The organism is Hymenobacter sp. NBH84, from assembly GCF_014217645.1.
GTDB lineage: Bacteria > Bacteroidota > Bacteroidia > Cytophagales > Hymenobacteraceae > Hymenobacter > Hymenobacter profundi.
This window is the reverse complement of record NZ_CP043645.1, coordinates 1-26,883: the sequence shown is the minus strand read 5'-3', so window position 1 is coordinate 26,883 and position 26,883 is coordinate 1. Positions and strand designations below refer to the sequence as shown.

22 protein-coding genes are annotated in these 26,883 nt (G+C 54.1%); 11 read left to right on the top strand and 11 right to left on the bottom strand.

Features of this window, described 5'->3' with window-relative positions; translation table 11 throughout:
* The first annotated feature begins 140 nt into the window (after positions 1 to 140).
* The 5 genes from F1C16_RS20150 (at position 141) to F1C16_RS20130 (ending at position 4,835) form a co-directional block, all read left to right on the top strand.
* Positions 141 to 1,523 (top strand): HAMP domain-containing sensor histidine kinase, encoded by a 1,383-nt coding sequence (locus F1C16_RS20150; protein ID WP_185284514.1) that lies wholly within the window; start codon positions 141 to 143, stop codon positions 1,521 to 1,523.
* 330 nt (positions 1,524 to 1,853) lie between these two features.
* Positions 1,854 to 2,273: a nucleoside diphosphate kinase regulator gene (rnk, locus tag F1C16_RS20145; RefSeq protein WP_185284513.1), complete on the top strand. Its 420-nt coding sequence runs from the start codon at positions 1,854 to 1,856 to the stop codon at positions 2,271 to 2,273.
* A 133-nt stretch (positions 2,274 to 2,406) separates the two neighbouring features.
* Positions 2,407 to 2,805, top strand: a complete 399-nt coding sequence (gene rnk / locus F1C16_RS20140; protein ID WP_185284512.1) for a nucleoside diphosphate kinase regulator — start codon at positions 2,407 to 2,409, stop codon at positions 2,803 to 2,805.
* A 161-nt stretch (positions 2,806 to 2,966) separates the two neighbouring features.
* Entirely contained in the window at positions 2,967 to 3,329 is a 363-nt protein-coding gene (locus F1C16_RS20135) for a hypothetical protein (protein ID WP_185284511.1), read from the top strand.
* Between the two features lie 66 nt (positions 3,330 to 3,395).
* Positions 3,396 to 4,835, top strand: a complete 1,440-nt coding sequence (locus tag F1C16_RS20130) for a bifunctional UDP-sugar hydrolase/5'-nucleotidase (protein ID WP_216859221.1) — start codon at positions 3,396 to 3,398, stop codon at positions 4,833 to 4,835.
* Positions 4,836 to 5,087: 252 nt separating this feature from the next.
* Here F1C16_RS20130 and F1C16_RS20125 read toward each other — a convergent pair whose 3' ends face one another.
* From F1C16_RS20125 to F1C16_RS20110, 4 genes are all read right to left on the bottom strand, one after another.
* Positions 5,088 to 5,594 (bottom strand): nucleoside deaminase, encoded by a 507-nt coding sequence (locus tag F1C16_RS20125; RefSeq protein ID WP_185284510.1) that lies wholly within the window; start codon positions 5,592 to 5,594, stop codon positions 5,088 to 5,090.
* Between the two features lie 65 nt (positions 5,595 to 5,659).
* Positions 5,660 to 6,880 (bottom strand): amidohydrolase family protein, encoded by a 1,221-nt coding sequence (locus tag F1C16_RS20120; RefSeq protein WP_185284509.1) that lies wholly within the window; start codon positions 6,878 to 6,880, stop codon positions 5,660 to 5,662.
* Positions 6,881 to 7,161: 281 nt separating this feature from the next.
* A complete protein-coding gene (uraH, locus tag F1C16_RS20115) occupies positions 7,162 to 7,581 on the bottom strand; it encodes a hydroxyisourate hydrolase (protein WP_185284508.1) in 420 nt (139 codons plus the stop codon).
* A gap of 667 nt (positions 7,582 to 8,248) precedes the next feature.
* Positions 8,249 to 8,698 carry a DUF4199 domain-containing protein gene (locus tag F1C16_RS20110; RefSeq protein ID WP_185284507.1) on the bottom strand — a complete coding sequence of 150 codons (450 nt, stop codon included), beginning with the start codon at positions 8,696 to 8,698 and terminating at the stop codon, positions 8,249 to 8,251.
* A gap of 351 nt (positions 8,699 to 9,049) precedes the next feature.
* Here F1C16_RS20110 and F1C16_RS20105 point away from each other — a divergent pair, with 351 nt between their 5' ends.
* Together F1C16_RS20105 and F1C16_RS20100 are read left to right on the top strand one after the other, a co-directional pair.
* Positions 9,050 to 9,478: a recombinase family protein gene (locus F1C16_RS20105; RefSeq protein WP_258049156.1), complete on the top strand. Its 429-nt coding sequence runs from the start codon at positions 9,050 to 9,052 to the stop codon at positions 9,476 to 9,478.
* Positions 9,479 to 9,736: 258 nt separating this feature from the next.
* A complete protein-coding gene (locus F1C16_RS20100) occupies positions 9,737 to 10,801 on the top strand; it encodes a tyrosine-type recombinase/integrase (RefSeq protein WP_185284506.1) in 1,065 nt (354 codons plus the stop codon).
* A gap of 367 nt (positions 10,802 to 11,168) precedes the next feature.
* Here F1C16_RS20100 and F1C16_RS20095 read toward each other — a convergent pair whose 3' ends face one another.
* The 5 genes from F1C16_RS20095 to F1C16_RS20075 form a co-directional block, all read right to left on the bottom strand.
* The gene (locus tag F1C16_RS20095) at positions 11,169 to 11,432 is read right to left on the bottom strand and encodes a hypothetical protein (protein ID WP_185284505.1); all 264 of its coding nucleotides are present in this window, start codon (positions 11,430 to 11,432) and stop codon (positions 11,169 to 11,171) included.
* A 251-nt stretch (positions 11,433 to 11,683) separates the two neighbouring features.
* Positions 11,684 to 12,792 (bottom strand): IS3 family transposase gene (locus tag F1C16_RS20090; RefSeq protein ID WP_374940580.1). Its coding sequence is split into 2 segments (ribosomal slippage): positions 11,684 to 12,537 and positions 12,537 to 12,792, totalling 1,110 coding nucleotides; the frame shifts between segments, so codons are not numbered across the junction.
* Positions 12,793 to 12,869: 77 nt separating this feature from the next.
* The gene (locus tag F1C16_RS20085; protein WP_185284504.1) at positions 12,870 to 13,265 is read right to left on the bottom strand and encodes a hypothetical protein; all 396 of its coding nucleotides are present in this window, start codon (positions 13,263 to 13,265) and stop codon (positions 12,870 to 12,872) included.
* A gap of 209 nt (positions 13,266 to 13,474) precedes the next feature.
* Positions 13,475 to 13,639, bottom strand: a complete 165-nt coding sequence (locus F1C16_RS20080) for a hypothetical protein (protein WP_185284503.1) — start codon at positions 13,637 to 13,639, stop codon at positions 13,475 to 13,477.
* A complete protein-coding gene (locus tag F1C16_RS20075; protein WP_185284502.1) occupies positions 13,636 to 13,896 on the bottom strand; it encodes a transposase in 261 nt (86 codons plus the stop codon). Before F1C16_RS20075 ends, F1C16_RS20080 begins: the two co-directional genes overlap by 4 nt.
* A gap of 375 nt (positions 13,897 to 14,271) precedes the next feature.
* Here F1C16_RS20075 and F1C16_RS20070 point away from each other — a divergent pair, with 375 nt between their 5' ends.
* The 4 genes from F1C16_RS20070 to F1C16_RS20055 all read left to right on the top strand — a co-directional run bounded on the left by F1C16_RS20070 (position 14,272) and on the right by F1C16_RS20055 (position 25,604).
* A complete protein-coding gene (locus F1C16_RS20070; protein ID WP_185284501.1) occupies positions 14,272 to 17,445 on the top strand; it encodes a DEAD/DEAH box helicase in 3,174 nt (1,057 codons plus the stop codon).
* 49 nt (positions 17,446 to 17,494) lie between these two features.
* Complete coding sequence (locus tag F1C16_RS20065; RefSeq protein ID WP_185284500.1) at positions 17,495 to 22,570, top strand: DarT ssDNA thymidine ADP-ribosyltransferase family protein; 5,076 nt, start codon at positions 17,495 to 17,497, stop codon at positions 22,568 to 22,570.
* Positions 22,571 to 22,648: 78 nt separating this feature from the next.
* A complete protein-coding gene (locus F1C16_RS20060) occupies positions 22,649 to 22,945 on the top strand; it encodes a hypothetical protein (RefSeq protein WP_185284499.1) in 297 nt (98 codons plus the stop codon).
* A 1,096-nt stretch (positions 22,946 to 24,041) separates the two neighbouring features.
* Positions 24,042 to 25,604, top strand: a complete 1,563-nt coding sequence (locus F1C16_RS20055; RefSeq protein ID WP_185284498.1) for a hypothetical protein — start codon at positions 24,042 to 24,044, stop codon at positions 25,602 to 25,604.
* Positions 25,605 to 25,988: 384 nt separating this feature from the next.
* On the opposite strand, the gene F1C16_RS20050 is transcribed toward F1C16_RS20055, so the two are convergent.
* Positions 25,989 to 26,462 (bottom strand): hypothetical protein, encoded by a 474-nt coding sequence (locus F1C16_RS20050; RefSeq protein WP_185284497.1) that lies wholly within the window; start codon positions 26,460 to 26,462, stop codon positions 25,989 to 25,991.
* A gap of 109 nt (positions 26,463 to 26,571) precedes the next feature.
* The gene (locus tag F1C16_RS20045; RefSeq protein WP_185284496.1) at positions 26,572 to 26,883 is read right to left on the bottom strand and encodes a hypothetical protein; all 312 of its coding nucleotides are present in this window, start codon (positions 26,881 to 26,883) and stop codon (positions 26,572 to 26,574) included.

The following is a 26,883-nucleotide window of genomic DNA, read 5'->3' as shown; positions in this document are numbered from 1 at the left end:
CCTCAACGCGACGCCTACCGCTATTCAGTAGCGCAGCATAAATACGGTAGGCGAGTGCAAAAAGCCCTGGCTCCTGGCTGGCCAGACTAACCAACGGGTCGTATATTTTCGCTCCTAACGGCTCCTGTATACGTGAGAACATGCTGATTCGAAATAAGCTGATGGTGCGCTTTACCCTGCTAGCCCTGGGTATCCAGCTGTGCTTCTCCGCTTGCGTCTATTACTTTAATGCCACCATGCGGGCGCAACGCTTTCAACACCGCTTGGTTAATAGCGCCACGCTGGCCGGGCGCCTGCTCGTACCCCGGCTTGCGCCGGAAACAAACCGGCTGCGCGGTTTGCGCCGGGAAGTGCTGCTTACCCTACCCCACGAAGAAATCAGCCTCTACGGCCCCGACACTACCCTGCGCTACAGCAGCGCCGACCACATCGACCAAGCGGCTAACCGAAGGCGCCTCGCCAGCGTAGGCGCGGGCCAGTTGGTGCGGTATCCGACTACAGGGGCGCTCGAAACCATTGGCTTTGCGTATCCGCAGGGTAGGGCCCAAGGGTATTACCGCATCTTCGTGTCGGCCGAGGACCAAGTGGGGCGGGCACAGCAGCGGCAACTGGGCCGGCTGCTGCTGCTGGCTAACAGTGGGGCGCTACTGCTCACGCTGGCCGCTGCCTGGCTGTTCGCCAGTGGTGCCCTGCGGCCCTTCGCGCGAATCAGCCAGCAGGCGCAGCGCATTTCAGCTAGTAGCCTGCAGCTGCGCCTAGCAGAAGGCAACGGTCGCGATGAGCTGGCCCAGCTCGCACGCGATTTCAACACGATGCTGGCCGGTCTGGAACAGGCGTTTGAAGCGCAGAAGAGTTTTCTTTCCAATGCTTCGCACGAGCTGCGCACGCCGCTCACAGGACTGGTTGGCACCCTGGAAACGGCGCTCGAATACGATACTACCCTGTTTGATGCCCGCCAGAGCATGACCCAAAGCCTGGAGGCCGCCCGCCGCCTCAGCGCCCTGACCAATGGGTTGCTTAACCTGGCGAAGGTGGACGGCGCCCTGCCGGCCGCTACCCCCGTGCGCCTCGACGAATGTCTCCGCCACGCCCTGGCGCTGGCGCGGGCCAAGTACCCCAACCGCGAGTGGCACCTCTCCTTCCGCAACGTACCCACTGGCCCCGAAGCACACCTATTTATGCTGACTGGCAATGCCGAGCTGCTCACGACCGCGCTGCTCAACCTGCTTGACAATGCGGGTAAATACTCTGGTGGGCCGGTGCGCACGGAAGTGATGTATGCCGATGCCACCACCCTACGCTTGGCGGTAGCCGATGAGGGCCCCGGCCTTTCTGCGGAAGAGCTCAGCCACATCTACGAGCCGCTGTATCGGTCGGCCGGGGCCCAGGGCCGCCCGGGCTACGGTTTGGGCTTACCGTTGACGCAACGCATCATCCAGCGCCACGGCGGGCGGCTCGAGTTGACTTCCGTTCCTAACCAAGGTACCGTAGCGGAGGTCTGGCTACCTATTCATCCTTCTTAACGGATGCAGGGTGGCGGCCATCTGTACCGTTAGCCCCCGGCCTGGCCGGGGGCTTTTTCATGTTTTCTCATGTGCTTCTCATCTCGTTCTCATGCCGGGGCGGGACCTTTATACGGGTCGTTGCCTAGCCTATCTGCATCAGGTTGCGGCGCGTTTTTCTGGTTGGAAGCCGTTTGAACCTATACGGCACGGGTACTACACTAGCAGGCAGTACCCGTGCCGTATAGGTTTGGGCTATTCATCGTTTGCCCACCTGAAGCCCTACCACCGCTGCACACTCGGGCCGCCATTTCCGCCGCTGTCCCCATCCCTACCTAAACGATTAACGCCATGCACAGCAAGCTTTCTGCTCATGCTATCTATCTCACGAAGCTGGATCATGAGCGACTAACCAACCTGGTGCAGCAGGAGCAGCCAGCGGATATGAGCGACCTGATAGAGGTGCTGAAACAGGAGCTCAAGCACGCGCATCTTGTTGATTCCTACGCTGTTCTTCCTGATGTCATCACCATGAATTCCCGCCTGAAGCTGCGGGCGACAACCAACGACGAGCGGTACTTCACGCTGGTATACCCGTCGGAGGCGAACGAAGCCCGGGAACGGGTATCCGTGCTGACGCCCATGGGCATTGCCGTGCTGGGCTGCCGGCTGGGTGACCAGGTCCGGTGGAGTACGCCGGAAGGGCCAACCAGCTACTGGATTGAAGCAGTTCTGCACCAACCGGAAGCCGCCGGCGACTGGGTGAGCTAGAGACGCTCCGCAGTCGCTTATTTTCTGGAGCACAGCCAGTTGCACTATGCTACCGGGGCTACGGACTCACACCACCAACCACCTGCTTAACAGTAAATCACCCCTGGTTCACCTTATTCTTTACAACATACACATGCAGCCCATCTATATCACGAAAGCGGACCATGCTAAGCTAGTAACTCTAATACAGGCGGAGCGTCAAGTCGGCGGCGACCAGCCTGTGGGGGCATTGGATACTGAATTGAAACGCGCCAAGCTGGTTGATTCAGCAGTCGTGCCGCCAGATGTTGTCACGATGAACTCGGTGGTTCGCCTCCGGGAGCTGAAAAGCAAGACAGAGTTGGAAATCACGTTGGTGTATCCCAAGGACGCGGATGTGGGGCGCCGAAAAATCTCGATTCTGGCTCCGGTGGCTACCGCTGTGCTCGGCTGCCGGGTAGGCGACCAGGTAGAGTGGCCCCTGCCAAAAGGCACGGCTACATACGCAATAGAAGCCATTTTGTATCAGCCCGAAGCTGCTGGACCGCTGTGAGAGCAGGTGCCACCCCAGGCTGTTGCGGGTTGAGCCAGCATTAGCAAAGCGATGAACGCCTGGCACTTGCAGGCAGAAACAAGGTAACGTTTTGTTCGGCGGGCGCACCGCGGCTTGCTGCGGCTCCTGTCGCTTCTCAAATAAAATAGCTTTCTATCCTTATGAAAAAAGTCTTTTTGTGCTGTGTGCTCGGCCTGTTGGCCTGCGCTGGGTTGGCGTCCTATCCAAAAGAAGTCGCTCCGGCGGGCTACCTGATGGTGATAGGCAGCGGCCGGCCAGGTAATTCAAACCGGGCGGAAATCACCATTATACAGCCGAATGGTCGCCGGCAGGTGCAGTCCCTCCCCGATATTCCGGTGAGCAAGGAAGGTCCCAGCCCGGCAGGCGCAGTGGATATTCACCAAGCTGAGTCCGTCACGATCAATAAGTTATACGCCCAGGGTTGGCGTCTGGTTAGTGTGGCGCAAAGCACCGTAGGGGCCGGGGCCTCCACCGAAACTATTTACCTGCTGGAAAGCCGCTGACGCCCGCCGCTTCCCCTACCCCCCTTCCCCAATCAGCCTGCTTCTCCCCGAGAGTTTCCTTGCCGCATGCCCACCACTACGATTACCTTATTCCAACTCAACGACATACACGGCTACCTCAACCTGCACCAGGAGCTGTTTCCTGGGGCTGACGATTTTGAGTACCGTCCCTGCGGCGGGTATGCTCGCCTGGCCACCACGCTGCGGATGTGGCGGGCCCTCTTTCCCAACAGCTTGCTCTTCGACGGGGGCGACACCTTTCACGGCACCTGGCCGGTAGTAGGCACCAAGGGCGAGATTCTACTACCCATTCTTCGCGAGTTGGATATTGCGGGCATGACGGCCCACTGGGATTTTGCCTACGGCCCGGCCCATTTGCAGCAGCTGCTTGCGCAGCTCAACTACCCGCTGCTGGCCGCCAACGTGTACAACGAGCAGTCGGGCGAACTGGCTTTTCCTCCCTACCGGGTCTACCAAGTCGGCGGGCGGCGGGTAGGGGTAATTGGTTTGGCCTGCCCTGCTGTAGGCACCAATATGCCCGCCCACTTTAGCCAGGGGCTGCGCTTCACTACCGGCGACGCGGAGCTACCCGGCTGCGTAAGTCGGCTGCGCGAGCAGGAGCAGGCCGATCTGGTCGTGCTGCTTTCCCACTGCGGTTTTCCCCAGGATGTAGACCTGCTGACGCGCCACCAAGGCATCGATGTGTGCTTGAGCAGCCATACCCACAACCGGCTCTACGAGCCTGTGCGTGTAGGCCGCTGCCTGGTGATGCAATCCGGTTCGCATGGTTCCTTTGCCGGCCGGCTCACCCTCACACTCGAGGAAGGCCGCATCACCGCGTATGACCATGAACTACGGGAAATTGGGGCCGACATTGCCCCCGATCCGGTGGTGCAGGCCCTCATTGATCAAGCCTTGCTCCCGTACGCGTATCTGCGCGAGATGGTAGGCATTGTGCGCGGCGCCTTGCACCGGGGCACCTCGGTGAATGCGCCGATGGACGACTTCCTGCTCGAAAGCCTGCGCGCCTGCGTACCGGCTGACGTGTACCTGTCCAACGGCTGGCGCTACGGCGCGCCCGTGCTGCCCGGCCCCGTGCGCCTGGAAGACCTCTACCACATCGTGCCGATGGATCCCGAAATCGAAACCGTGGAGCTGACCGGCATCGAGCTGCACCAGTTGTTGGAAGACAACCTGGAAAGCACCTACAGCCCCGACGCGCTGCGCCAGCGGGGCGGCTACGTGAAGCGGGGCCTGGGACTGAAGGTGTACTTCAAGATGGAAAACCCCGCTGGCAGCCGCGTGCAGCGCGCCCTCGTGGGTGGCCAGCTGCTCGACCCGGCCCGCACCTACTTGGTGGCTTTCGTGACGGGGCAGGCCGTGCCCTCCCACCTGGGCCACGCGCGCCGCAGCACCGGCCAGCACGCCGTGGCCGCCATGCGCGCCTACCTCGACCAGCACCGCCCGCTGGCCGTGGGCTGCCCCGATTCGTTCGTAGTAGTGTAAACTTTGATATCGTGAGTACACAGTGTCCGCTAGGCCACAGCTTGCTTAACCTGAGCCAGTGTCCGACGCATACTCACATTTGGCGCACCCGCCCTACCCTACTGCTGGTAGATAATCCGCCTAGGTTTTACCGCGTACCGAAGCGCTACCTGCATAGCACTCCACGTGGGCACGCTGTACTTCTACGGAAAGCCGTGTTATCCGCTTCTGCAGGCATAAGAGCGCCTCAGCAAGGTGCCCTGGCTCAGGCTGCTAAGCCGTTTTCGGCCGCGTATGATAGGACACGTGCAAGGCCCGAATGGCCTGCAACAGCTCGCCCTCGGCGGGGCCTGCTACCTGGGCATCGGCAAGAAGCTGTTGTACCGGCAGCATGTGCACGGGCCCGGGCGGTACCCCAATCTCCTGAAGCCAGTGCGTAAGCTGCTGGGCCGAGGCGAGATACACGATTTTGCCCAGGCCTACCCAGCCGTGGGCGGTGGCGCACATAGGGCAGTGCTCACCGCTGGTGTAGAGGGTGGCGGCGGCGCGGGCGTCGGGCGCGAGGTGGGCAGCAGCCCATTGTGCCAGCGCCAACTCGGGATGGGCCAGGGAGTTGAGTTCGTTTACGCGGTTCCGGGCCTGAGCCAGCACCGTGCCGTCAGTGCCCACCAGCACCGAGCCGAAGGGTTCGTCGCCGGCGTGCAGGGCTTCGGCGGCCAGGGCCAGGCACTGGCGCAGGTGGGGCAGGTCGGTGGGCGTGAGGGGGAGGTTGGTGGGCATAAAGGAAGAAGTAGGTTGGGCCGAGGGGCACTTGTCAGTCCTACCCCCCGCAGGGGAAGTAGGGCTCAGACAGCTGGATACAGTACGGCCTTCGGATTGGTAAACGTGGGCCGGCCGTTCTTGTAGCCCAGCAGCGGCTGCGCGATGGTGCGGATAGCCTCAGTGGCGCTGGAGGCCTCCAGCAGCACAAATGTGGCCGGGCCACCCACTTGCAGGCGAGCCTGCCGGGCTAGCAGCCGGGCGGCATTGGTGGTTACCATTTCGTAAGTGGCCCGGATTTCGTCGTCGGTGGCAAGCTGGGCCACGTTGGCGTATAGGTTGGCCATGCGCACCAGCGAGGCGTCGCCGTAGGGCGTAAAGGCGTTGAGGATGTTATTGCTGGAAATGGTGGTAAGCAAGCCCTGCGCCTGCAATTCGTGCGCGTTTACTACCCCTCTGGGAATGAGGTGAGTATGCTCCTGCCCCATCATCAGCAGGTCGGTAGCAGGCAGTACGGTCAGGGCAATTTCGGCCTCCAGCAGCAGCTGCACCAGCCCGGCACGCTGGGCCGGGGGCATGGCGCTCAGCTTGTTGACGTGCCCAATGGACACGCGGCCCTGGTAGCCCCGCTGCTTGGTTTGCTCGACAATTTTGGGGATGCCCGACTGTGCGGGGTTAAGGTCGAAATCAAGGTGAAAGTCCACGTTCACCTCAAACTCCTCGGCCAAGTCGAAAATCAATTCCACGTGGCGGTCGGGGTCGGTGTAGGGGCAGCCGCCCACTAGGTCAGCCCCCTGTTGCAGAGCCTGTCGCAGCAGCTCGTAGGTAGCCATTTCCTGGGTCAGACCGTCTTGAGCAAAGGCGCACAGTTCAATGTCGATGGCCGGGGCGTACACCTCCCGCACCCGCTTGAGGGCCGCCAACGAGCGCAAGCCGGCGCGGGGGTCGGTTTCGACGAAGGTGCGCAGGCCCATGGTGCCTTTCTTGATAGCCATTTCGATTACCCGACTGGCTCGGGCAAACACGTCCTGCTCGGTGAAATCCTTTTTGGCCTCCTTGGTGAGCTGCGAGGCCTCCTCCTTGCCGCCCGCCTGCACCGGGCAGCGGCTCAGGATGCAGGCCTTGTCGAGGTGAATGTGCGTTTCGTAGAAGCCAGCGCACACAAACTGGTTTTCAGCGTCGAGCACCACGCGGGCCGGGGCCGTGATGTCGGCCTCCAGCAGCGTAATCTGCTCGCCCACGATTCCGATGTCTACGCTGGCCTGGTAGTCGTCGAGGCGCGCATTTTTCACGAGTAGGTCAAGCATGAAAGTTGGCAACAGAAAAAAATGTAAGCTACTTATTTTTAATGAATTAACACCCTGGCTCGGCGTCTGCTCGCCGCCGTTCGCAAACGCCAGTATGCGCTTTCCGGTTTCGGGCGTGAGCACGGTAGCCAGCGTGTCGGTGCGCACCGCCCCCGGTTCTATGGCCAATACAGGGGCCAGTAAAACAGGCAGTAGCATCTACTATGCAGTCGTTGCTGAAGCCCGCGCCGAAGAGCACCTTGGTGTCACGGGTTTTGAGGTGGCCGCGGCCGTCAGCCACCTCAGCTGCCGCGGTAGGTGGAGTAGCCAAAGGCCGACAGCGTAATGGGCACATGGTAGTGGGCGCCGTCGGTGAGTTCAAACACCACTTCCACGAAAGGGTAGAACGAGGTTTGCTGCTGCGCCGCGAAGTAGGGCTTGGTGAGGAAGGTGAGACGGTAGGTGCCGGTGGCGGGCGTTTTCTGGCCGGCGGTGGGCAGGAAATCACCGATGCGGCCGGCTGCATCGGTTTGCTTCTCCGCTACCTGGCTCCAGGTTTTCTTCGCGCCATCATACTTCTCCAGACGCACCGTGACGCCGGGCGCGGGCAGGCCGCGGCCGATGTCGAGAATGTGGGTGCTGAGTTGGTAGGCAGGCGGCGTTTGCTGCGCCAGACCCAACAGGGGCAACAGGCTAGCCAGAACAATAAGCAGGGTTTTCATACAGGCAAAAAATGAAACGCAGTTAAATAAGTAGTGCTGCCGGCCTCGGGTATGCCGCCGCCCAGCAGCAATTTTCAAAAAAGGAGCTTGGATGAAGAAGCATGAACCTGCCTGCTATACGAGAGTACGGGTGATACACTTGTAAGTATTCACGTAAACAGTTTACTATACAGCAACCTCAGAACTTACGGTGCGATTTGATTTTCAGGCTTAGCGGCGACCACCACAAAGGAAAAAAGCCCAGCAAACATGATGTCGCTCTTATACAGTGGCGGTCAGGCTAGTGGACCGGATGCGGTATATGTATCGCCCTAACTGCTTGTCTACTCCCGGTTATTTTCCAGATGCGTTGCGTTCAGCGCTGAATTACTGATGGCTTCGCAGCAGCAGCTTCCCCTTTACATACGGAAGCTGTGTAGAAAGTCAACAGAACATAACGCTGTGCGAAGTCGAAGCAATAAAGAGTCGCAAACTGTGCGGGGTAGCAGCTTACCCAGTCGTCAGGAGGAGGACTTGCGTTGCGGATAGGTACTAGCCCCTGACAATGGCTATAACTTATTGTCCCACACTGTTTGAGGCCCGCCATTAGCGGGCAACGCTCCACTCTCCTTTCAGTCCTAACAGTAGGAAGAGACGTCCTTCTTCTGTTAGGGTAGCTTGGCCCATCTCACTCAGCAGGTGTGCCGTTTGATATCATCAGGATATAGCCGGCCAAGCTGCCAATGATGGTTCCAAACAACGCAATTGCTCCCGCCAGTACGAAGGGACTGAGATGTGCATTAAAATACATCTCATGCTGTAAATCCTCTTGATAGGCTGGGTGAAGAAAGCTAGCATAGATAAAAATGAAGGCCGCGAAGATTACTGATCCCACCAAGCCAACAAAAAAGCCCAGCCTCAACCCTGACAAGTAAGAAACTGGGCCGGTTGTCTGGTCTTTAAAAGCTCGAATAGCCAAGATAACGGCTACCACCGTAAATACGTGACTACCAAAGCGCACCAGTTGATTTTTATGTAAGTCTAATGCATAGCACATGCAGAAGTAGAAGCACATAAGTGCGAAAGCAAAGGTGCCGTATAGGAAGCCTAACCTGGAAACTGAAGCGTTGGTAATCATAGTCGTGAAGATTCTCAAACAGTGTGGGACAATAAGTTATAGCCATTGTCAGGGGCTAGTACCTATCCGCAACGCAAGTCCTCCTCCTGACGACTGGGTAAGCTGCTACCCCGCACAGTTTGCGGTTCTCCCCCACTTAAGAGATGATTAGCCTAAAAGTCATACCCCGGCATGAGAATGAGATGAGAAATAAATGAGAAAGCATGAAAAGACCTCCGACGATGCCTAAAACCTGAGCCGCGGACAGTACCAGCGCTGCCCGGATTACACGGGGCGCATCAAAAAGTGTGGGGTAGCCGGAGTCAGCAGCTTTTCTGCTAAGTTGGAAAGCCGTGCTTGTCAGCGAAGGCCATGCCCCAACCACATACAGCTTCACCTCTTGACCGCTTGGCGGTGGGCTACCAACTCAAAATATCAGCCCGCAAATCAGCCCAGGGCCGGCTGGTGTTCAACCTGTTTGCCTCGCTGGCCGAGTTTGAGCGGAAACTCATTCGGGAGCGAACTCACACCGGCCTGGCTGCCGCGCGGGCGCAGAGCCGCGTCGGGGGGCGCCGCCGCGAACTATCGGAAGAAGCCGAACGCACGGTCACCGTAGCTGAGACGCTTTATAAGAAACAGCAACCGGGCGTCAACGAAATCGTTCAGCGCTTGCGCATCTCCAAAGTTACACTGTACAAATACCTGCGTCACCTGGGCGTCGTCATCCACAGTCACCGAAAAGCTGCAGCAGCTAAGTTAACCGAGCGAGTTTTGTATCTGTTCATAGGTCAAATTCCTTAACGTGCTATTTATCCCGTTTTTTGAGAGGCGCCCAAGTAGGGTGGGGAATATACGCGCCCGATGGGTGCGGTAGCAGCCTGCTTCGCTCATTGCGCAATTGACAAACAAGTTATGATAACGCTCACTTATCATAACTTATATTCGCTAGGCAAAACGAGCGCGTTTTTCCGGTTTTCACTCCTATATATAGTGGTGCAGAAACTGCAGCCTAGTTTGCGCCTCTTTCACCTCACCTGATCCGTACCCGAAACCTCGCTCATGCCCGACGATCTATCTCTGGTCCCAGCATCCAACACTACCCAACCCATCAGTGCCCAGTTGGCCCGGGCCTCGGCCAAGGTGGCCGGCTTTCTGGAAGCGGGCCTGCAGGGGGCGGCTAACACCGAGCGGGCCTACACCTCGGACCTGAAAAGCTACGTCGCCTTTTGCGAGCGGCACGGCTTGCTCGCGGTGCCCGCCGACGTGGATACCTTGACCGAGTACGTGGCCTACCTGGCTACCGAGAAGCCCGCCCCGGAACCCAGCCCTGGGGGCGGTGGGGAGAACAAGAAACGCAAGGGCCAACAGCCGCTCACCCGGCCCCACGCGCTGGCTACCATCCAGCGCCACCTGGCCGCCATCCGCAAAGCCCATCAGCTGGCCGGCTACCGGCTGCCGGCTACGCTCGATGCCTTGAACGTGGTGATGGACGGCATTGCCCGCACCCTGGGCAAACGCCAGGACCAGGCCCCGGCGTTCACGGTCGACGAGCTCAAGCACGCCCTTCGCCGCATCGACCTGGACACGTCAGCTGGTATTCGGGACCGGGCCCTGCTACTGCTGGGCTTTGCGGGCGCCTTCCGCCGCTCGGAGCTAGTGGATCTGAACATCGAGCAGCTCGAGTTCACCGAGCGCGCCCTGCTCGTGCACCTGGCTAAAAGCAAAACCAACCAGTACGGGGCCATCGAGGACAAGGCTATTTTCTACGCGCCCAACATGGATTTCTGCCCCGTGCGCTGTCTGCGGGCCTGGCTGAACCTGCTGGGCCGCACCACCGGGCCGCTGTTCGTGAAGATTCCCCGTACTACGCCAGGGCAAATGGCGACGCCATCCCAGAAGCGGCTGTCGGACATTTCCATCAACAAGCTGGTGCAGAAGCGCCTGGGGCCGGGCTACTCGGCCCACTCGCTACGCGTGTCCTTTGTGACGGTGGCTGTGCTCAACGGGCAATCGCACAAGGCCATAAAGAACCAGACCAAGCAAAAAACCGATGCCATGATTGAGCGCTACACCCAACTCAACAACGTCGTGGCCTACAATGCTGCTCAGACTCTAGGACTGTAGCTTTAGTATCGATCTGGATATGCTCTGAGTATAGGTGTAAACGAGCATGCCGGAGCGATACTCCTGCACAGCCTGATTTCGTCGCGTTCCGCATTGCTGAGCACGGATTTAGGAGCAAGGTTAGCAATATACTGGGCACGTCCACATCACTTTGCTGGGCACCCGCCGCTACTTGGCAAATGCACTCGGCTTTAAATGCTGGCATATATTTCTTGCGGGTGGAGAGATTTCCTCCGAAATTCAATTTTCAGTCATAGGAAACGTCTTGCTGTCCGTCTTAGAAAGACCAGTCATTCTGCTGGTCGTTTAGAAAGCTTTTTTAACTGACGTACTAACTTTTACTGTTAAAACTAATCTAATAATATAGTTATTGTACAATGTCGTCTACATCGACTAGTAATATCCTAGGTGAAAAAAATTGAAGGAAGGCACCGTCTTGAAAATCTGCTGATTCAACACTCGTTCTGTCTATGCTATCAGGGGCAAAACGTTGAATTAATTGTATAAAACTACTTGCAATGGGATTAGATTTATTTGCAAAAATCAATTGCAGCATAATTATAATTTTATGATTATGCTGAATGGGGGCACCTACAAACAATCTGGTCAGGTAAAATTCAAATGCATCCATGTCAGTCGTGCATATCAATTCATTGAGATTTTTGATATAATCGCAGCAACGACAGGAAAATGCGGGAAACTTTAAGGTCTTGGTAGTATGCTTCCTGGTTTTAGCTTTTGAAGTGCATTGTAGAAAAGAGGCTACACAATATGCAAGGTCGATATCACCATTATCATCATAATAAAAAACTCCAAATGTCCCCACTGAATCAAAGGCAGTATGACCTCCTCCCATTTATTAGACCGCTTGAAAGTGGAGTATCAGGCGTTCTGAAGCTCGACGGTAGTGGCGGCAGCCACTACTTCATCGGGCGTTAAATTCTGTAGCGAGCTGTGCGGCCGAAAGCCATTGTACTCCTGCCGCCAGTGCTCAATTTTCTCCTGTGCGTCGCTCAGCGACAGAAACCAGTGCACATTCAAACATTCGTCCCGGAAGCTCCCATTAAACGACTCAATATACGCGTTATCGGTTGGTTTACCCGGCCGGGAAAAGTCCAACGTGACGTGCTGGTCATAGGCCCAGCGGTCGAGCGCCTTGCTGATAAACTCACTGCCATTGTCGACCTGAATGCGCTCGGGCACGACGCCCAATTGCTGCCGTAAGCGGGTCATGACGGCTACGACGTCTTCGCCCTTAAGCGACTGTCCCACGTGAATGGCCAGGCATTGACGACTAAAGTTATCGACTATCGTTAAGGCCCGAATTTTCCGTCCGTCGAAGAGCTGATCAGCCACAAAATCCATGCTCCAGCTTTGATGGGGACGCTGGAGTGCGACCCGTTCCAACCGGTGGGCAGCAGCCCGACTGCGCTTGGGTCGTTTACTGCGTAAGTTCAAGCCCTCCAGGCAGTACAACCGATGAACGCGTTTGTGGTTGTCTGCCCAGCCTTCGCGCCGTAGCAGCGTAAACAGGCGCTGACAACCGTAGCGGATACGCACGTGCGCCAGTTCCCGCAGCCGCTGGCGCAGTGCGGTGTCGTCGCGGCGGTGAGCTTTGTAGGACCAGCTGGAGCGCTGCAACACCACCACCCGACAGGCACGACGAGCGGAGATGCGGTAGGCGTCGATGAGGTGCTGAGCCGCGTGTCGACGCTGCACGGGCCTCAGAACTTTTTTTTGAGTACGTCCTGCAACATCTGCTTGTCCAGGCTCAGGTCGGCCACGAGTTGTTTCAGGTGCAGATTCTCTTCTTCTAACTGCTTCAGCCGGCGTAGCTCGGGCACACCTAACCCGCCGTATTTCTTCTTCCAGTTGTAGTAGCTGGCCTCGCTGATGCCCATCTTCCGGCACACCTCCGCGACAGTCACGCCCGTGTCGGCCTGACGCAGGGCGAACACGATTTGAGCCTCGGTAAACTTGGTCTTTTTCATGGCAAGTGTCTTGGTTTTAAGGTACGACAAGTGCCTGATTTCTCTACTTTAGCGTGGTCCAGTTTAATGGGGGGAGGTCAAGTATATGATAATACATCATCTGGAAACAGATTAGTATTTGTGCTTATATCTTTAATCAAAGGCCTGTCTGATAGCAACTCGTACTGGAAATATTCGCCTGAAAATTTGAATACTCTGCTTGTTTTTGGTTTTTTATCTAATTTGGCTTGCAAGAACGTCATCCTAGCCTCATTCAGTTTTTGAGAAAATGAGATTATCCATATGTCTGATATTTCTCGCTGAATTGGAGCTAAAATCGAATTTGAGTTAAATTCGACATACCTCTGATGGGTCTCTTCTAAATACAATGTTCTGTGTTTTTGAGATAGGGCATGAGCTAAGGCTCGAAACAACACCACCTCGCCTATAATACCACCTTGTCCTGAGATATAAGAGTTAAAATCTATCTTCATAAAGTATTGGATGGCGTGACTATTCGCTAAAGTAAATACCCATTGCTTACCAGTGCGACTTGATTGTTAATCTTTCAGCAATTAAGAGCGTGTAGGGGAATTCAAAGTAGGCGGTTTAGACGGATAGTCAGGTTAGCGACCAGTAGCCACGTGCTGCGACTAGCCGGGGTGAACTCCTAATTCAGGGCCAAACAGCGGAAGCTGGTGAGTCAGGTAACGGTGTGCTTGACGACCCAGCGTTTGGTGATGGGCATAAGGTCCGTCGTGGTGGGTGGGCGACTATCCAACTCATGGCATAAGCCTAAGCCGGCCACGTGCTGGGCAAAGCGGCCACGGTAGGCTTGATCGGTGAGCACCGTGGCCAGGCGCGTCATCCACCCCAACTACGTTGGAGCAGCAGGGTCGGGCCACAGCCCGAGTCGTGCTGGTGCGCCGCGTGCACATGGGCCGACCAGATACGACCGGCCGAGTCAGTCAGGATCTGGCGCTTACGCCCTTTCACGCACTTGTCCCCGTCCAGGCCACGGCGTTCAAAGATATTTGGGGCCAGATGCACACTCTGGCTGTCCACGCATGTCAGCCACGGTAGGGCCTGCTGTCCTGAACGCAGCCGGTCCAAGACATTCAGCACGTGGTTGAGTCGTTGCTAACGGCCGGTGCGTTGCCACTGATAGAAGTAGTAGTACACAGTCGTCCAGGCGGGGAATGTCGCCGGTAAAGCACCGCGTTGAAGACCTGACGCAAACACAGGCGCCGTCGGCGTTGTACGGGCAGCAGCGAACCAATAACTTGCTATTGCGAGTCAGTGAAGGGTTGATAGCCGTCAACCATGAAGCGAATCGGAGCCTGGGAACTCCCTGCGCAACTTACTGACTCTTTTTCGTTTACAGACTTATCCAATTTCCCAATACGCTCTTACAATTGTTCGACCTCAACAGTGTATTCCACCTCAATGATGACGTTATTTACCAGCCATTCGTACCTTTTATCTTTAGTATAATTAGTAATGTCCTCTCGTCAGTTATCCGATTTACAGACTCATCAACAAAGCTGGTATTCTTACATTGAGGCGAGGAAAGCACTTATTAAATTCAACGAGCAGCCTATTGGTATCAAACCGGCCGCGAACATCACTCCTTTAGCGGATGAATGGAAAGTTGAATTAGAGCAGGTTGACTCCGTATCCTTATTCTATAAGTCTGCCCGACAGACGCTTCGCTTACGCGAAATTGACATCCGGGAGAAAGAAGGACTCTTTTGTCTTCCATGGAACACTACTGTTACGGAAGGAGCATTAAATAGCCTGAAGCAAGCAGCTGAAATCTGTTACATGGAGTTCGAACCGGCTCCAATGCTGAAAGGGACTATCGGAAGTTGGTTTGAACACCCAGACCTGGTAAAGGCCAAGGCTACTTTACTGTTACAACAGGCTGAACTGGCTTTCCCTTGGAATATTATAAAAGCAGAGTGCCAGGGCGAAGCATCTAACTATCAGACCAATCTGGAAATAGTGTTGCTGGTTAATCCGGAAAGTCCTGCTATGACCACTGCTGAGCGTAACGCTAAACGGTGGGCGCACGCTGAAGCTCGGATGGCGTTGACAAGGATTTTAACCAGCCATGGATTCGTGGCGCGTGGGGTGAAAGCGTCTTTGGTTACGAGCCGGCTTACCAGAAATGTCTGGGCATCCTCCTTTAGTCAGTTAGTTCAACAAACCTGGGTGGCAGACCTGGTTGAGCAGGAACAGGTCAAAATTTGTCAGCTGCGCTACTGCTTTCAGACCAGCGCTGATGAAAAATCGTCATCGGGTTTATTGGAAGAGATAGGTGCTGAGTTAAGACTGGCTTTCCCAAAGATCCAACCTGTTCTCAGCGCTAACAGCTTTCGGCTGGAATTCCAGTATCATTTGGATTTCTCCAAACGAACAGCTCAGGTGCTACGGCTTCGTAATCTGCTCGATACATATCAGAACAGGTTGGAGCAGGTAGGCTTGGTAGCACGTTTGTTCGGCACAGATCAGCTACACTTTCTGGCCCGCCCCGATCCACGGCGTCAGCAGGAGGATGCCAACACGCGCTTCAGTAAGCTTGCCGGGGAAGAAGTAGGAGTAGGGGAGGAGAAAACCTACCAGAAAATTGGTAAGCTGGCTCGGGTGCAGTTTCCCTTTCTGACTATTGCATTACCACCGGAGATTGATGCCGAAACCCGCCTTCAGCTCTTCACCAAGTTGACCGCCGGCAATTCCATCACCCCAAACCTGACTGGAGAACGGGAAAAGCTGGCCCGCCTTTTTGATGCGCTGCGCCGTATGACAGATCCTAAAAAGTCTGTCCCCAATCCGCAACTACGCGCCGCGTTATTCGATGCTGCTCAGGCCAGAGGTGTAGCAGAGCCAGCCGAACTGAATATTGGCTCGGCCACATGGCAGGAGGTAGCACAACACTCTTTTCTGCGTCTCAATGAATCGCAGCATGCCAGTGTCGTGGCCACTCTATTGGCTCCTGATATGGCGTTGGTGCAGGGGCCACCTGGCACCGGCAAATCAACTGCCATTTCCCAGATAATCTGGCACCTGGTTCGCCAGAATCCACTAAACCGTGTCCTGCTCACCTCCGAAACCAATACGGCTGTCGATAACGCACTTGAAAAGCTGGAGAATGGTTTTCATAATCTCGTCAAGCCAATCCGGATTGGCTCTGAAGCAAAGATGGAAGAGGAGGGTGGACGCTATGCCCTGACCCGGTTGGAGGAATGGGCCACTGCTCCTACTGAAGCCCAATCAGGACCAGTTGACCAGCCTGATAACATCCTGCGCCGCTGGATGCGCACGATTGCTCGCCGGGCCACTGCCCAGGCGCTACTGCCGACCGAACTGACTATAGCATGGACAACAGCCCTGGATGACCTGGCTCCGGCAACCCGCGCAATGGTGCTGAAACACTACTTGGAAAACGTTAATGTCATCGGGGCTACCGGGGGCTCTTTAGGCGAGAAAAGTACCCGCAGTACTCCAACTAAACCTGTCTACACCAAATTTTTCCGGCAGTATAGAAAAGTGTTTGCTGAGCGGCTGACGGCAACGGAGGTAAGTCAGAAGAATAGCGCAAAGAATTCAGGAAAAGGTTCGTCATCAGTTAACACCATTGATACTTCCGGTATCCGGTTTGATGTGGTGGTGATGGATGAAGCCAGTAAGGCCACGCCTCCTGAGCTGGCTTTGGCCCTGGTTTATGCATATAAAGCCATCATTATCGGAGACCACCGTCAGCTGCCTCCTCTACTGGACGAGGGGGACTTTCGTAGTACCCTGTTAGCTGCCGGCGCTCCGGAACTGGCAGCCCAGTTCTCGCGTGCTGATGCTGAAACTTCCCAGTTCGAGCGCCTGTTCACCCGGCCTGGCGTCCAACCTGGTGTTGTATCGCGTTTTGACACGCAGTACCGCATGCACCCCGATATTAATGCGGTTATCGAGCAGTTTTACGTCGATGATAATGGCCTCAAGTGCGGTATACTGGAGGCAGCCGCTGATGAACCCAATCTGAGTAGCGCGCTTAGTCGCTACCATGGCTTAACGCACCCGGTACTGGTCAGCCCTTCTGACCATCTTATATGGGTAGAAGTGGACGAGCCTGAACTGTTGGCTGGTACCTCCCGCATCAACCCATCCGAGGTTCAGGCCACGGAAGCCGTGCTGGCTTGCTTATCACAGAGCCAGGGGTTCGAGGAATTTCAGGCCCACTGGACCAAGCCTGAAGAGCGCGAAGTAGCGCTGATTACTTTTTACGGCCGACAGGTAAATCTGCTTCAGGAAGTTGCTGCGCAGTTTAGTGATATTATTCCCTGTCGGGTACAAACCGTTGATAAATTTCAGGGTATGGAGCGCAATATTGTGGTCGTGTCGCTGGTGCGCAGCGATAAGATTGCTGCTACCCGTTTTCAGGAGCCTGATTTGGAGGCTTATCCCGCCAGCGGTGGGTACCCACTGCAGACCAGCCTGGGATTCGCTCAGTTTCCCAATAGACTAAACGTAGCTCTCTCCCGGGCAAAACGTCTGCTTATTATCGTAGGCAACAGCCGCCACTTTAGCCGGAACGACTGTTATCGGCGCGTCTACGAAACCGTCCAGGCCCGTGGCCGGATAGTGCCCTATGCTGACCTGTTACCTTATCTAAAAAGCTAACGGACCTGCGCCACCTAGTTACTTTTTTACTTCTCTATCCCTAGTCCCAGTGTCCTACCCAGGTTTTACCTTTCTTGAAGATCAACCCCAGCATCTGGGCCTGAGAAAGCAGCACGTCAGAATTCAATATCGTCGTGCACAGCCTGTGCCAACGGAGGAGGTCATCATCCTGCAGTGTCTGGAATACCTGGGGGGCGTGGTAGATGAGTTGGTACTGGGTACTGTATTGGGTTTCGCTCTTACCGAAGATTTTACGGTTACGCCCCTGCTCTACCGCGACGCGGCTGAGGTGGCTATCTGGGAAGAGTTATTAGCTGGGTTAGCTGATTTCGGCCTGATTCGCCGAGAGGATAAAACTATTGCCCGAACAGCCTTCACTCATTTAGCTGCCACGCAGCGCGTGAAGTATCAATACTTCCGGGCTACCTGCAGCTATTGGGAATTCGAGAAATTAACCGGGCCCGCGGATTTCCCTTTTCATGAATTTGGTTTTCAGGCCGCCCTCACAAACGAAGTGTTGGTGGAACATCCTGGACGGCGCGTCGAACTGCAGCCGGGACCGGATACGAAACTGTCGGAGTACGCCTGGCAGCAGTTGAAAAGTCAGGTCGAAGTAGCTTGGTCTGATCTGTCTGAAGTCGATTACTTCGGTAGCACTAATCAGTATGCAACTCTGGGTGCCCTTCCTGTCACCGGCTACTGCTACCGGCTCAGTACCGCTTCTCCATTGGCCGACGCGACTGATTATCGCTTTACCGTTGCAGTGAATGAAATGGCCAGCCCACTGCTGACTAGGTTAGTCAACCAGCCCGCTAACGAGGTGTTGCGGCGAGAATGGGGGCACTTCTGCGAATTTGCCCGGTTTTGGCAGGATTCCACGGTGGTAATCGATGCGACACAACTGCAACGGTTTAGTCAGGACTGGAAATGGGCCGACCTGCTGGCAGATTCCCGCCTTAGTTGGTTTCAGCCTGAAGTGTTGCCGGCATTAGCACGCCTTGTGCCTCCAACTTACCACTCACAGCTTTCTACCCATATTCCGCCAGCTCTCTGTCAGGCACGATTCGATGAGTTTCCTGAAATATGGAACTGGACGGTGTTATCAGCCCGTCTAGACCACGGGTTCATCTCCGCTCACCTTACTCAGTCGTTGGACGGAGAGCTACAGTACCCTTGGGATTTTGAAGTATTGTCGCAGCGCAATCCAGCGGCCGTGGAAAGCTGGCTTACTCAGCTTCTGCAGTCATCCTGGGCCAACCAGCTGGTAGGCACCGAGACCTTTCAGTGGGACTGGGCCGTATTGGCTAACCGCTTATCAGAAACATTTATCCTCGCGCATCTTGCTGTTCTGCCTTTCAGTCGCAGTCTGCTGCTCGAACGCGGTGCGCAATTCCTAGAAGCGGCCCTAAAGGCCGAAATGGAAGCAGGCCGTTTTGGTACCTGGAACCGGGAGCAGGTACTGACTACGGTTTCTTTACCTTTTCTGTGGGAGCATCTGGAGCATCTGGTTCATCTACTGCCCTGGCACGGTCTGCTCGGACGGTTGCTGGCAGTGGGCCAGCTACCCCCTTCTGCTACTGAGCAGACCAGGCTGCTGGCGTTGCTGCGTAAGCATCGCGACGATATAAACCCCCTGACTACGCAGCCGCTGGCTTGGACGCCGGAGCTAATAGCTGTCTTCGACGAGCTAGGGTTGTTGCAGTGGGCTTCCGGTTCGTTCAGCCCCGGGTTCGAGCAGCATCCCGCTGTTGCCTGGACTGCTGAGCATTTTGCCCGTTACCATTCCCGGGTGCGCACCGCTGCCGGGGCTGCTTTTGTCAGTGCTCAGCTCCGCGAGGTAGAGCGCATTGTAGAATACCCGGATTTTGCCTGGGACTGGGCTGCGCTGTCATCCAATGAACATCTTTCCTGGACCCCGGCTCTTACTACCCGCTACCTCGACCGTATTGTTTGGAGCCGGTTACTGCAGCAATTCGGGCCGTCAAAGGTCGCCTTGCGGTTGTCTGGGCTGCACACTCAATTGCAGGCAAATGCTCCTGCATCATTGCCTGACCTCTGGGCTTACGCCAATCAGTACTTGCCGGTATCTGTATTGCTTTCTTGGTATACAACATACCGGGAGCATCTTAATCTGGCACAGCTCTGCCGCCGTGACCCGGATGCAGTAGTTGATTTCCTCCTGATCCAACAGGACTTTAATGCCGAATGGAATTGGCCCGCGCTGGTTAATTCCACGCCTGCCAAGCTGGAACTGCTGCTGTCAGCGGCCGATAAACAATACCGCCTGCAACCCAATGAACAACTGGCATGCCTGTCCCAGGCAGCTGCTCCGCATCTTGAGCTGGAATACAGTCTCACGACTGCCCCGGGGCTTGCGTTGCCGTGGGACTGGAAATATATCAGTGGCCAACTCTCGCCTACGCAGCTTGCTCACTACGTATCCCAGCTGGCCCCGAAAATAGACTGGACCCAGATAGTAAGCCAGGAGGCTATGCATTTCCTCCTCACTACTGTATGGGTGCTCGATGCTCAGGTGCAGCCGTGGCTGCCATGGTCCCTGGTAACCCCGCTACTCAGCCCCGAGCAGGTGCAGGCAAATTGGAGCCCGTTGGCAGTATATCTTGATTGGCCCTACCTCATGCGCCAGCCAGAACTCTACCCGCTGCTGCACGCACATCTGCTCGATCATCCGGTCGTGAAGGAATACCTGCCTTGGGACTATATTCTGAGCCAGGTTATATCCCCCGACGAGCTGGTCGCCAACTTGCCGCTCTGGAGCCGCCGCCTCACCACTCTCCACAACCCGGAAGTTCGGTCAGCAGCCTTTGCCGCTTTCACTCGGCAACTACCGGTAGAAGTTATTGCGCCTACTCCCAACGGACAACCTATCTATCCGCGTCCGGAAGCAACGCCAGTAAGTGAGCTGCCCCTCGATTGGCCCCTGTTATCCGCTGATTCGCGCCTAGCGCAGCATTTCACCCGCGAAACGCTACGCCGCTACCGAAACTATTGGCACTGGCCCACCTTGTCACGTAATACCGAGCTGAATGCTAACTCCGACTATCTGCTGTGTCAGGACTTTAGTTCTCTCTGGGACTGGACGTATATCTCGCAATACAGCCTCTTTATCGGGGGATACCAAGAACAGGCTAACAAGCAGTTCAAGGCTGACCTCCGTCGCTACAACCAATTTGTCGATTGGGCGGCGCTTAGCCTGCGTCAGGATGTAGTTTTCTCGGCTAAGATTCTCACTGATTTCAGGTTTAAATCATGGGATTGGAAGGTGCTGTCTGCTTCTGCCGCGTTGCGGCTTGAAGATGAAGGGCTGCTGGCATTGCAGAATCGAGACTGGGACTGGGCCACGCTGTCCGCTAACCCACGGCTCTCCATTCACCTAGAAACAGTAGAAGCCCTTGCCAACCAGGATTGGGACTGGGCTGCGCTATCTGCTAATCCTAGCCTTCGCTTCGATGGGGACAGCCTCTGCCGTTTAGCCAAACACGCCTGGGACTGGCCCACGCTTACCCGCCATCATCGGCTAAAATGGACGGCTGACTTAATGCATGCGCTGGCCGACTATCCACTCGACTGGGCGTACCTCGCTACCCGTCGGGATATAGAGTGGTCAGTTGAGTTGCTCCGCCGTGTCTCTGCCCATTTGCCGTGGCTTCAATTGTCTCGCAACCCGCCCTTTGACCTTACTGTTGAACGCCTGCGCGAGTTTCAGGCCTATTGGTCCTTTAAAGAGTTGTCTCGTAGCCAAGCATTGGCCGATTGGTGGGAGGAAACCAAGAAACAGGGGGTAAAGATTGTTCAGAGAAAGCTGGTTCAGCCAGCTGAGGTACTGGTATCTACTGTTGGTTTGCCTTGGGACTGGAAATATCTGTCAGAGCGTACAGATATAGCCTTCAATACAGGGTTATTAGATGGCCTGAAATCGTACCTGCACTGGCCCACGTTGTCCCGCCGCGAGTGGGGCTATGCCTTTCAGACAGATTGGTTACAGCGCTACCTTGGTTACTGGGATCTAGTAGCCTTAGCTGTTCACGCTGCCCTGCCCGAACCTGCCCAGCAGCCAGTTCTGACTCTGATCAAGGCTGATACAACGCGTGTACTACCGTATTTGTATTCTCTGGAAAGGCACGCTGCCAAATCCGAGTGGGCTGGTTATGCTTTTCACTGTACGCACCTAACTAACGCGGCTTCCATTATTCGCTCCGGGCAACTGCTTTCGCGGCGTGAGGTTCGCAAAACACCTCATAAGCTAGCCGATGCTTCTGGTAGTATTAACTTCCATCCTAGTCCTGTCTGGGACTATGCGCGGCTCTATTATCGGCCCCAAACTTTCACTCAATATTATACGGAGCAATTAGGTCTGGATTGGCAGTTGCTGCAGGAGAAAAAGATGAAGGACCCTACGCCGTATTATCGGGCGGAAAGCCTGGGTTTTCCTAAGTGTCCTATTCCGATCTACTTCCGCTTCCGACTCTCGGAGATTCTGGCCACTCAGTTGGATCATTTCTACGTCAGCGACGGCAACATGCAGAGCAGCAATACTGACTTTGATTTACTGGCCAAAATGCTCCACAGGATTGATACCAGCTATCTACTATACCATCATAAAGAAAAAGACGGCTGGCTGGAACCAGAGAGATGGCAAAAGCATAAGGATATTTCTCAGCAGGAAATCCTGATTAAATCTGGTTTATCTCTGTCGAAGCTGGGTACCGTCGACATCTTCGTGCCCGACTACTGGGCGGCGGAAGAGTTGCGTCGTCTCATCGGCCATGACCATCCGCTGGCTGCTCATATCCAGACTGGGTATGGCTGTTTCCGCCATGAAAACCGGAGCCTCGAATGCTCTTACTCCGAGACGCATGTCGAGGTCAACACTGACTTTACCGACCCATATGACCTAGTATTAGAATGCGCTGATCTGGATACTGCAGATTTGTCGGAAATGCCGGCCGAAACTTATCGTCGTTTAGGCAATAAGCTCATCGCCGAAAAAATTCTTCGGGTTTCGTGGCCAACGCCTACCGGCTTCCGCGTTCTGTTCCGCGACAAAGTAGACAGCCGTCCCGGCGGCCGCCGCGAATACGAATTGTTTCAGCAGGAAGCCTAATTAGCCCCGTAGCTTGAACCGAAATAGCATTTAATCCCATCTTATAAGCCTTTCCCTAAGCTTACTTTCACTTTACTCATGCTACAAAGCGCCGCCTTCACTACTTGGATGCTCGATCAAGGTTATCCACCCAAAACGCCCCGAGTATATCTGCATGATATTGAACGCATCGAGCAACGTCTGGGCATAACCCTGGAGCCCATTACGGTTGCCAATACCAATCAAATAATTTACCGTCTCGGTAACGAAGCGCCAGCCCGCACTACCAAACACATAGGCAATGACCGCTCAGCGGTCAACTGCTACCACGAGTTCCGTACCGGTCTGGCATTGCCCGGTTACCGTCGGCGTGGTCCCCGCCCCCAAGCCACATAGCCTACTCTGGCATCCTCGCAAGGTGGCTTGCAATCAGCTACCTTGCCACCGCCGTTCTTGCACCAGTGTTTTAAGCGTGAACGCCCGCAGTTCTTCGGGTACCTGCGCTTCCGGCTTCAGCCGGAAGGGGTGTCGCCCATTGGCCTCGGGTTTAAAGTACACCTGCTGAAACTCTCGTTCATAAAAGGGGTATTTCTTCCAAAAGGGCGGATTTACACGCTAAGCCCGATTATCAAAAAGGGTGACCGAAAAACAGACCGGAAAAGGCCGATTCCAAGGCGTACAGGGGGTATGACCAGCCTATCAAAAAGGATTTCCTTTCTGATAATCTTAGAATTAACTATTAGCAAAAATCAATAAATCAATTGGTTAACTGCTTAGCGTGTAAAACCGCCCTTTTGCAACAAGAACCCCATATAGTGGCCACCAGCTCAGCTATTTCGTCCCAGTTGTGCAACAGCCGCTTACTTCAAGCTGACATTGACTGCTTGCACCCATCTTTTGGCATCTTGGCCATTCGTCAGCGGCTTGCTAGGCATATATTGGAACTGGTAGCTAGTGTGCGCCCATATACTGCGTCCCTTTTCCCAACGCATTATATCGCACTCAGCACGGTTACCTTACCTGTACCCCGTGTTCCTGCAATATGCCAAACTTAGGCTATACGTGCCAGTAGCCTCCATCACGAACAGGCACTGCGCATCACAGATCTTCAGCAGGTGCTGGAAGTCCTTTTTGTTATTGCTGACTCCTAAGTGCTTTGGCTGCTGGTCAACCTAGTACAAAATGACCAGCATGGCTTTGCTCACTTCAATGCCGACCACGGGAGCCAATGGGTGAGAACCCATAGGGGCTACACTAACGAGGAAAGGAGAAAAGAAATCCAGAGAATATTTTGCTATCCTTACACAGGCTCTGGGGCCTCACGGAACAGTCCAGAGTAGCCACAAAATAGAGAGGGGATTATCATGCTAAACGAGCTCGAGATGGCCCCATAATGAATGAATCTTACTTCCCCATTTTCCTTTTCAACAGCTGGTATTACGGCGAGCATGCAAACGCAGGAAATATAAGATAATCCACTACTCAATCCATAATGCCACGTTACTTAGTCGAGGAGTTCTATAATGCAGACCAAGATGAGTTTGTGAATTATGCCAGTAATGGCAGCGAACTGGAATTATTATTTCCCTTGTCATCTGTAGGTTTTACCCAAAGCAGCATTGATATCGTTCAGGACTACAGCATGGTTTCTTATTGCTGTGAAACGATTGCCCCCTTCATATCAGTAGTGAACTTCGGGTACGAAAAAAAAGACCGTATTCATTTATACTTTAGAATAACCTGCACATCAACCGACACCCCCTCTTTACAGCAAGAGCTCTTTTATTTTTCCGAAGTTATAAGCCAAGAGCTTAAGATATATGATGATATACATGTCATTTCGTTTTGGGATACAATATCTGAGTATGAAGATAGCTTTAGCAAAAGAGTCTTTCATTTCCCTGACCTAATTAATGGGTACTGGGCCAATCTGATTAATCAAGGGCACCAAGAAATAGCCTCTGAGTACCATACATCCCCAACAAAATACTTCAATAAACTATATAGGACGTACCCGGAGCAGAGTTATCTGTTTTGGCGCAGCCCGCTCTCCAAAGATTTCAAAGATCCCCTTTACTTCTCAACCGAGAATTGGATTATTCCCCCGCGAACAAATCTCACTGGTGCGCTTAAGCTGTATTCCGGCATCGAGCACACCACTAAGCTGGAACCAGCTGAAAAAGTGTTATATAATGGCTTGCTCGCATTGGTTACGGACACCGCCGCAGTGTATTTCAGACAATCTGAGCAACTGCTACATTCCATAAGATGTACAACCTTCTTACTGGCTCAACGACACAGTCCTGCACCTGAGCAGCATTTAACCGACATTATAACGCAGGACACCGGTGTTCAAGGCCACCTTTTCAAGGACGATGATACCCTAAGAAGAAAGGCTGCTACCTTCACCAGAACTGTAAAAATTGACAAAGAACAAATAACCTATCAGCTTTCAGAGCTGGGCGACATAATTATTGCCAGTTACAAAGATTTTAAATATGTCTTTTTCAGCGACAATTCAATGAGCTTTGAGCAAATCAAAGATTTGAACAAATTTCTGTATCCGGCATATGCAAAAACACAAAATATAATTGAAGCTTCTATCACAGGAGACTGCAAATGGCCAGAGTTGGATGACGACAAATTTGAGGAGCTTTGTTATGACATCCTTTATTGCGATCCAAGATTCGACTCAAATACTATTCAAAAAATGGGAAATTCCCGTTCCAGGGATGGCGGTAGAGATATAGTAATTAAAACCCGGCTGGCACCGGGCAGACAACAGGAGCTTTACATATTCCAGTGCAAATACTTTTCTACTCGCACTTCACTGTCAGCGGCAAAATTACCAAATGCGGCAAATGTCATTATGCAATATGGAGCACACGGATATGGGGTATTCACAACAACGGTAATAGATGCAACATTGTATGACATGCTGGACGCATTTGTCAAAAACGGGCACTTATATAATTACTACTGCTGGTCCAAATACGAACTCGAACGCTTCCTGAACAGGCATCAGCTGATCAAGCGCAAATATTTTACTCCCTAAGCAACGTCTCCAGTTCCACGGTTTATTGCTGTTCCTATTAGTACCTGAGGAGATGCAATCAATTAATCCGCGATGTGGCTATGGCATACGGTTGCCCATAAATGAGGATTTCCAATCGCCCCCACCCATTGCCCGGCAAGGGTGCAGACCATGCAGCAAGTCTTAAGTAAGCAGCTGCGTCAAGCTGTTATAGCGGTTTCGTGAACGGTGAATCCATCTTATTTTATGTAACTATCTATAAATCAGAAAATAATCTCATAAAGTGGGTGCACTGAACGAGAAACCGCTATATACCACGTGGAACTTCCACCTGTGAAGGTACAGGCATTATGCTGCCGGACGATTTCTACAACCTGCCAGACCTTCCCGTGATTAACCACCATCTTAAGCAGATACCACCGACAGCATGCGGCGAGCCAGCGTCCATCGTTGGTTCTGACCGGAAGCCCAATTTGTGGTATTCCATATTTCATCCGGATTATGCATCGTGAATTTTACGCGGCGCATGTGCGGGTAGCCATCCAGCAAGTCGCTGCCATCTTCACTGTCCACTTTCCAGTCATAGTTACCCCTTACCTCTACAACAGCCTGATTAATACCGTTATGTCGTAATAGAACCAAGTCGCCTATTCTCATATGACGGTAAAAATTCCATAGAGAGGGTCCGCCCATAGCTGCATTTTGTAACTCAGGATAAACCTCGCTGATGACAGCACTAATGGCAGCAGCTTCCTGATAGCCTTTCTCATGGATATTACCAACGGCATCCCAACCTATACAGATGCACTGATGTTTACGATACCATTGCAGTGCTTCATCAGCACTTTCATGATGGGTAATGAGTCGCCAGATGTTCATATTTAATAACAGGTGAAACAGTGTAAGTATCGCCTGCAATATATATTAATCTGGTTCTGTAACCTGCATGCAAACCTGTCTTCCACGATTGTCTCAACAGCCTCACACATCAGTTATCTGTTACCAGTAACACGGCTCCACACAGAGTTGCGAACTCGTCTTCCGGGTCAAACTCTATCCCTGAAACTCTGGACACCGCTGTCATTGCAGGAAGATTCACCGGCTCATCACAATCGAATATGGAATAGGCTACGTACCCTGGCCCGGAAGCCAGTACGTCTACAAGACTTGGTACACAACACATCAGCACCGGCACCTGTTCGGGCACCTTCACAAATCCGGTTGCTGGGTCGGGCAGTACTAACCCTTCCGTTGGCACTGCCTGTGGAAGCTGATACGGCAGATACAGGGTGGCATTCAT

Coding starts and splice junctions, on each gene's coding strand:
- F1C16_RS20095 (WP_185284505.1), bottom strand. CDS start 11,432: ATGGATGCATTTGAATTTTACCTGACCAGATTGTTTGTAGGTGCCCCC.
- F1C16_RS20110 (WP_185284507.1), bottom strand. CDS start 8,698: ATGATTACCAACGCTTCAGTTTCCAGGTTAGGCTTCCTATACGGCACC.
- rnk (WP_185284513.1), top strand. CDS start 1,854: ATGCACAGCAAGCTTTCTGCTCATGCTATCTATCTCACGAAGCTGGAT.
- F1C16_RS20055 (WP_185284498.1), top strand. CDS start 24,042: ATGCCACGTTACTTAGTCGAGGAGTTCTATAATGCAGACCAAGATGAG.
- F1C16_RS20050 (WP_185284497.1), bottom strand. CDS start 26,462: ATGAACATCTGGCGACTCATTACCCATCATGAAAGTGCTGATGAAGCA.
- uraH (WP_185284508.1), bottom strand. CDS start 7,581: ATGAAAACCCTGCTTATTGTTCTGGCTAGCCTGTTGCCCCTGTTGGGT.
- F1C16_RS20105 (WP_258049156.1), top strand. CDS start 9,050: ATGCCCCAACCACATACAGCTTCACCTCTTGACCGCTTGGCGGTGGGC.
- F1C16_RS20070 (WP_185284501.1), top strand. CDS start 14,272: ATGTCCTCTCGTCAGTTATCCGATTTACAGACTCATCAACAAAGCTGG.
- F1C16_RS20150 (WP_185284514.1), top strand. CDS start 141: ATGCTGATTCGAAATAAGCTGATGGTGCGCTTTACCCTGCTAGCCCTG.
- F1C16_RS20125 (WP_185284510.1), bottom strand. CDS start 5,594: ATGCCCACCAACCTCCCCCTCACGCCCACCGACCTGCCCCACCTGCGC.
- F1C16_RS20060 (WP_185284499.1), top strand. CDS start 22,649: ATGCTACAAAGCGCCGCCTTCACTACTTGGATGCTCGATCAAGGTTAT.
- F1C16_RS20045 (WP_185284496.1), bottom strand. CDS start 26,883: ATGAATGCCACCCTGTATCTGCCGTATCAGCTTCCACAGGCAGTGCCA.
- F1C16_RS20120 (WP_185284509.1), bottom strand. CDS start 6,880: ATGCTTGACCTACTCGTGAAAAATGCGCGCCTCGACGACTACCAGGCC.
- F1C16_RS20100 (WP_185284506.1), top strand. CDS start 9,737: ATGCCCGACGATCTATCTCTGGTCCCAGCATCCAACACTACCCAACCC.
- F1C16_RS20080 (WP_185284503.1), bottom strand. CDS start 13,639: ATGACGCGCCTGGCCACGGTGCTCACCGATCAAGCCTACCGTGGCCGC.
- F1C16_RS20130 (WP_216859221.1), top strand. CDS start 3,396: ATGCCCACCACTACGATTACCTTATTCCAACTCAACGACATACACGGC.
- F1C16_RS20135 (WP_185284511.1), top strand. CDS start 2,967: ATGAAAAAAGTCTTTTTGTGCTGTGTGCTCGGCCTGTTGGCCTGCGCT.
- F1C16_RS20085 (WP_185284504.1), bottom strand. CDS start 13,265: ATGAAGATAGATTTTAACTCTTATATCTCAGGACAAGGTGGTATTATA.
- rnk (WP_185284512.1), top strand. CDS start 2,407: ATGCAGCCCATCTATATCACGAAAGCGGACCATGCTAAGCTAGTAACT.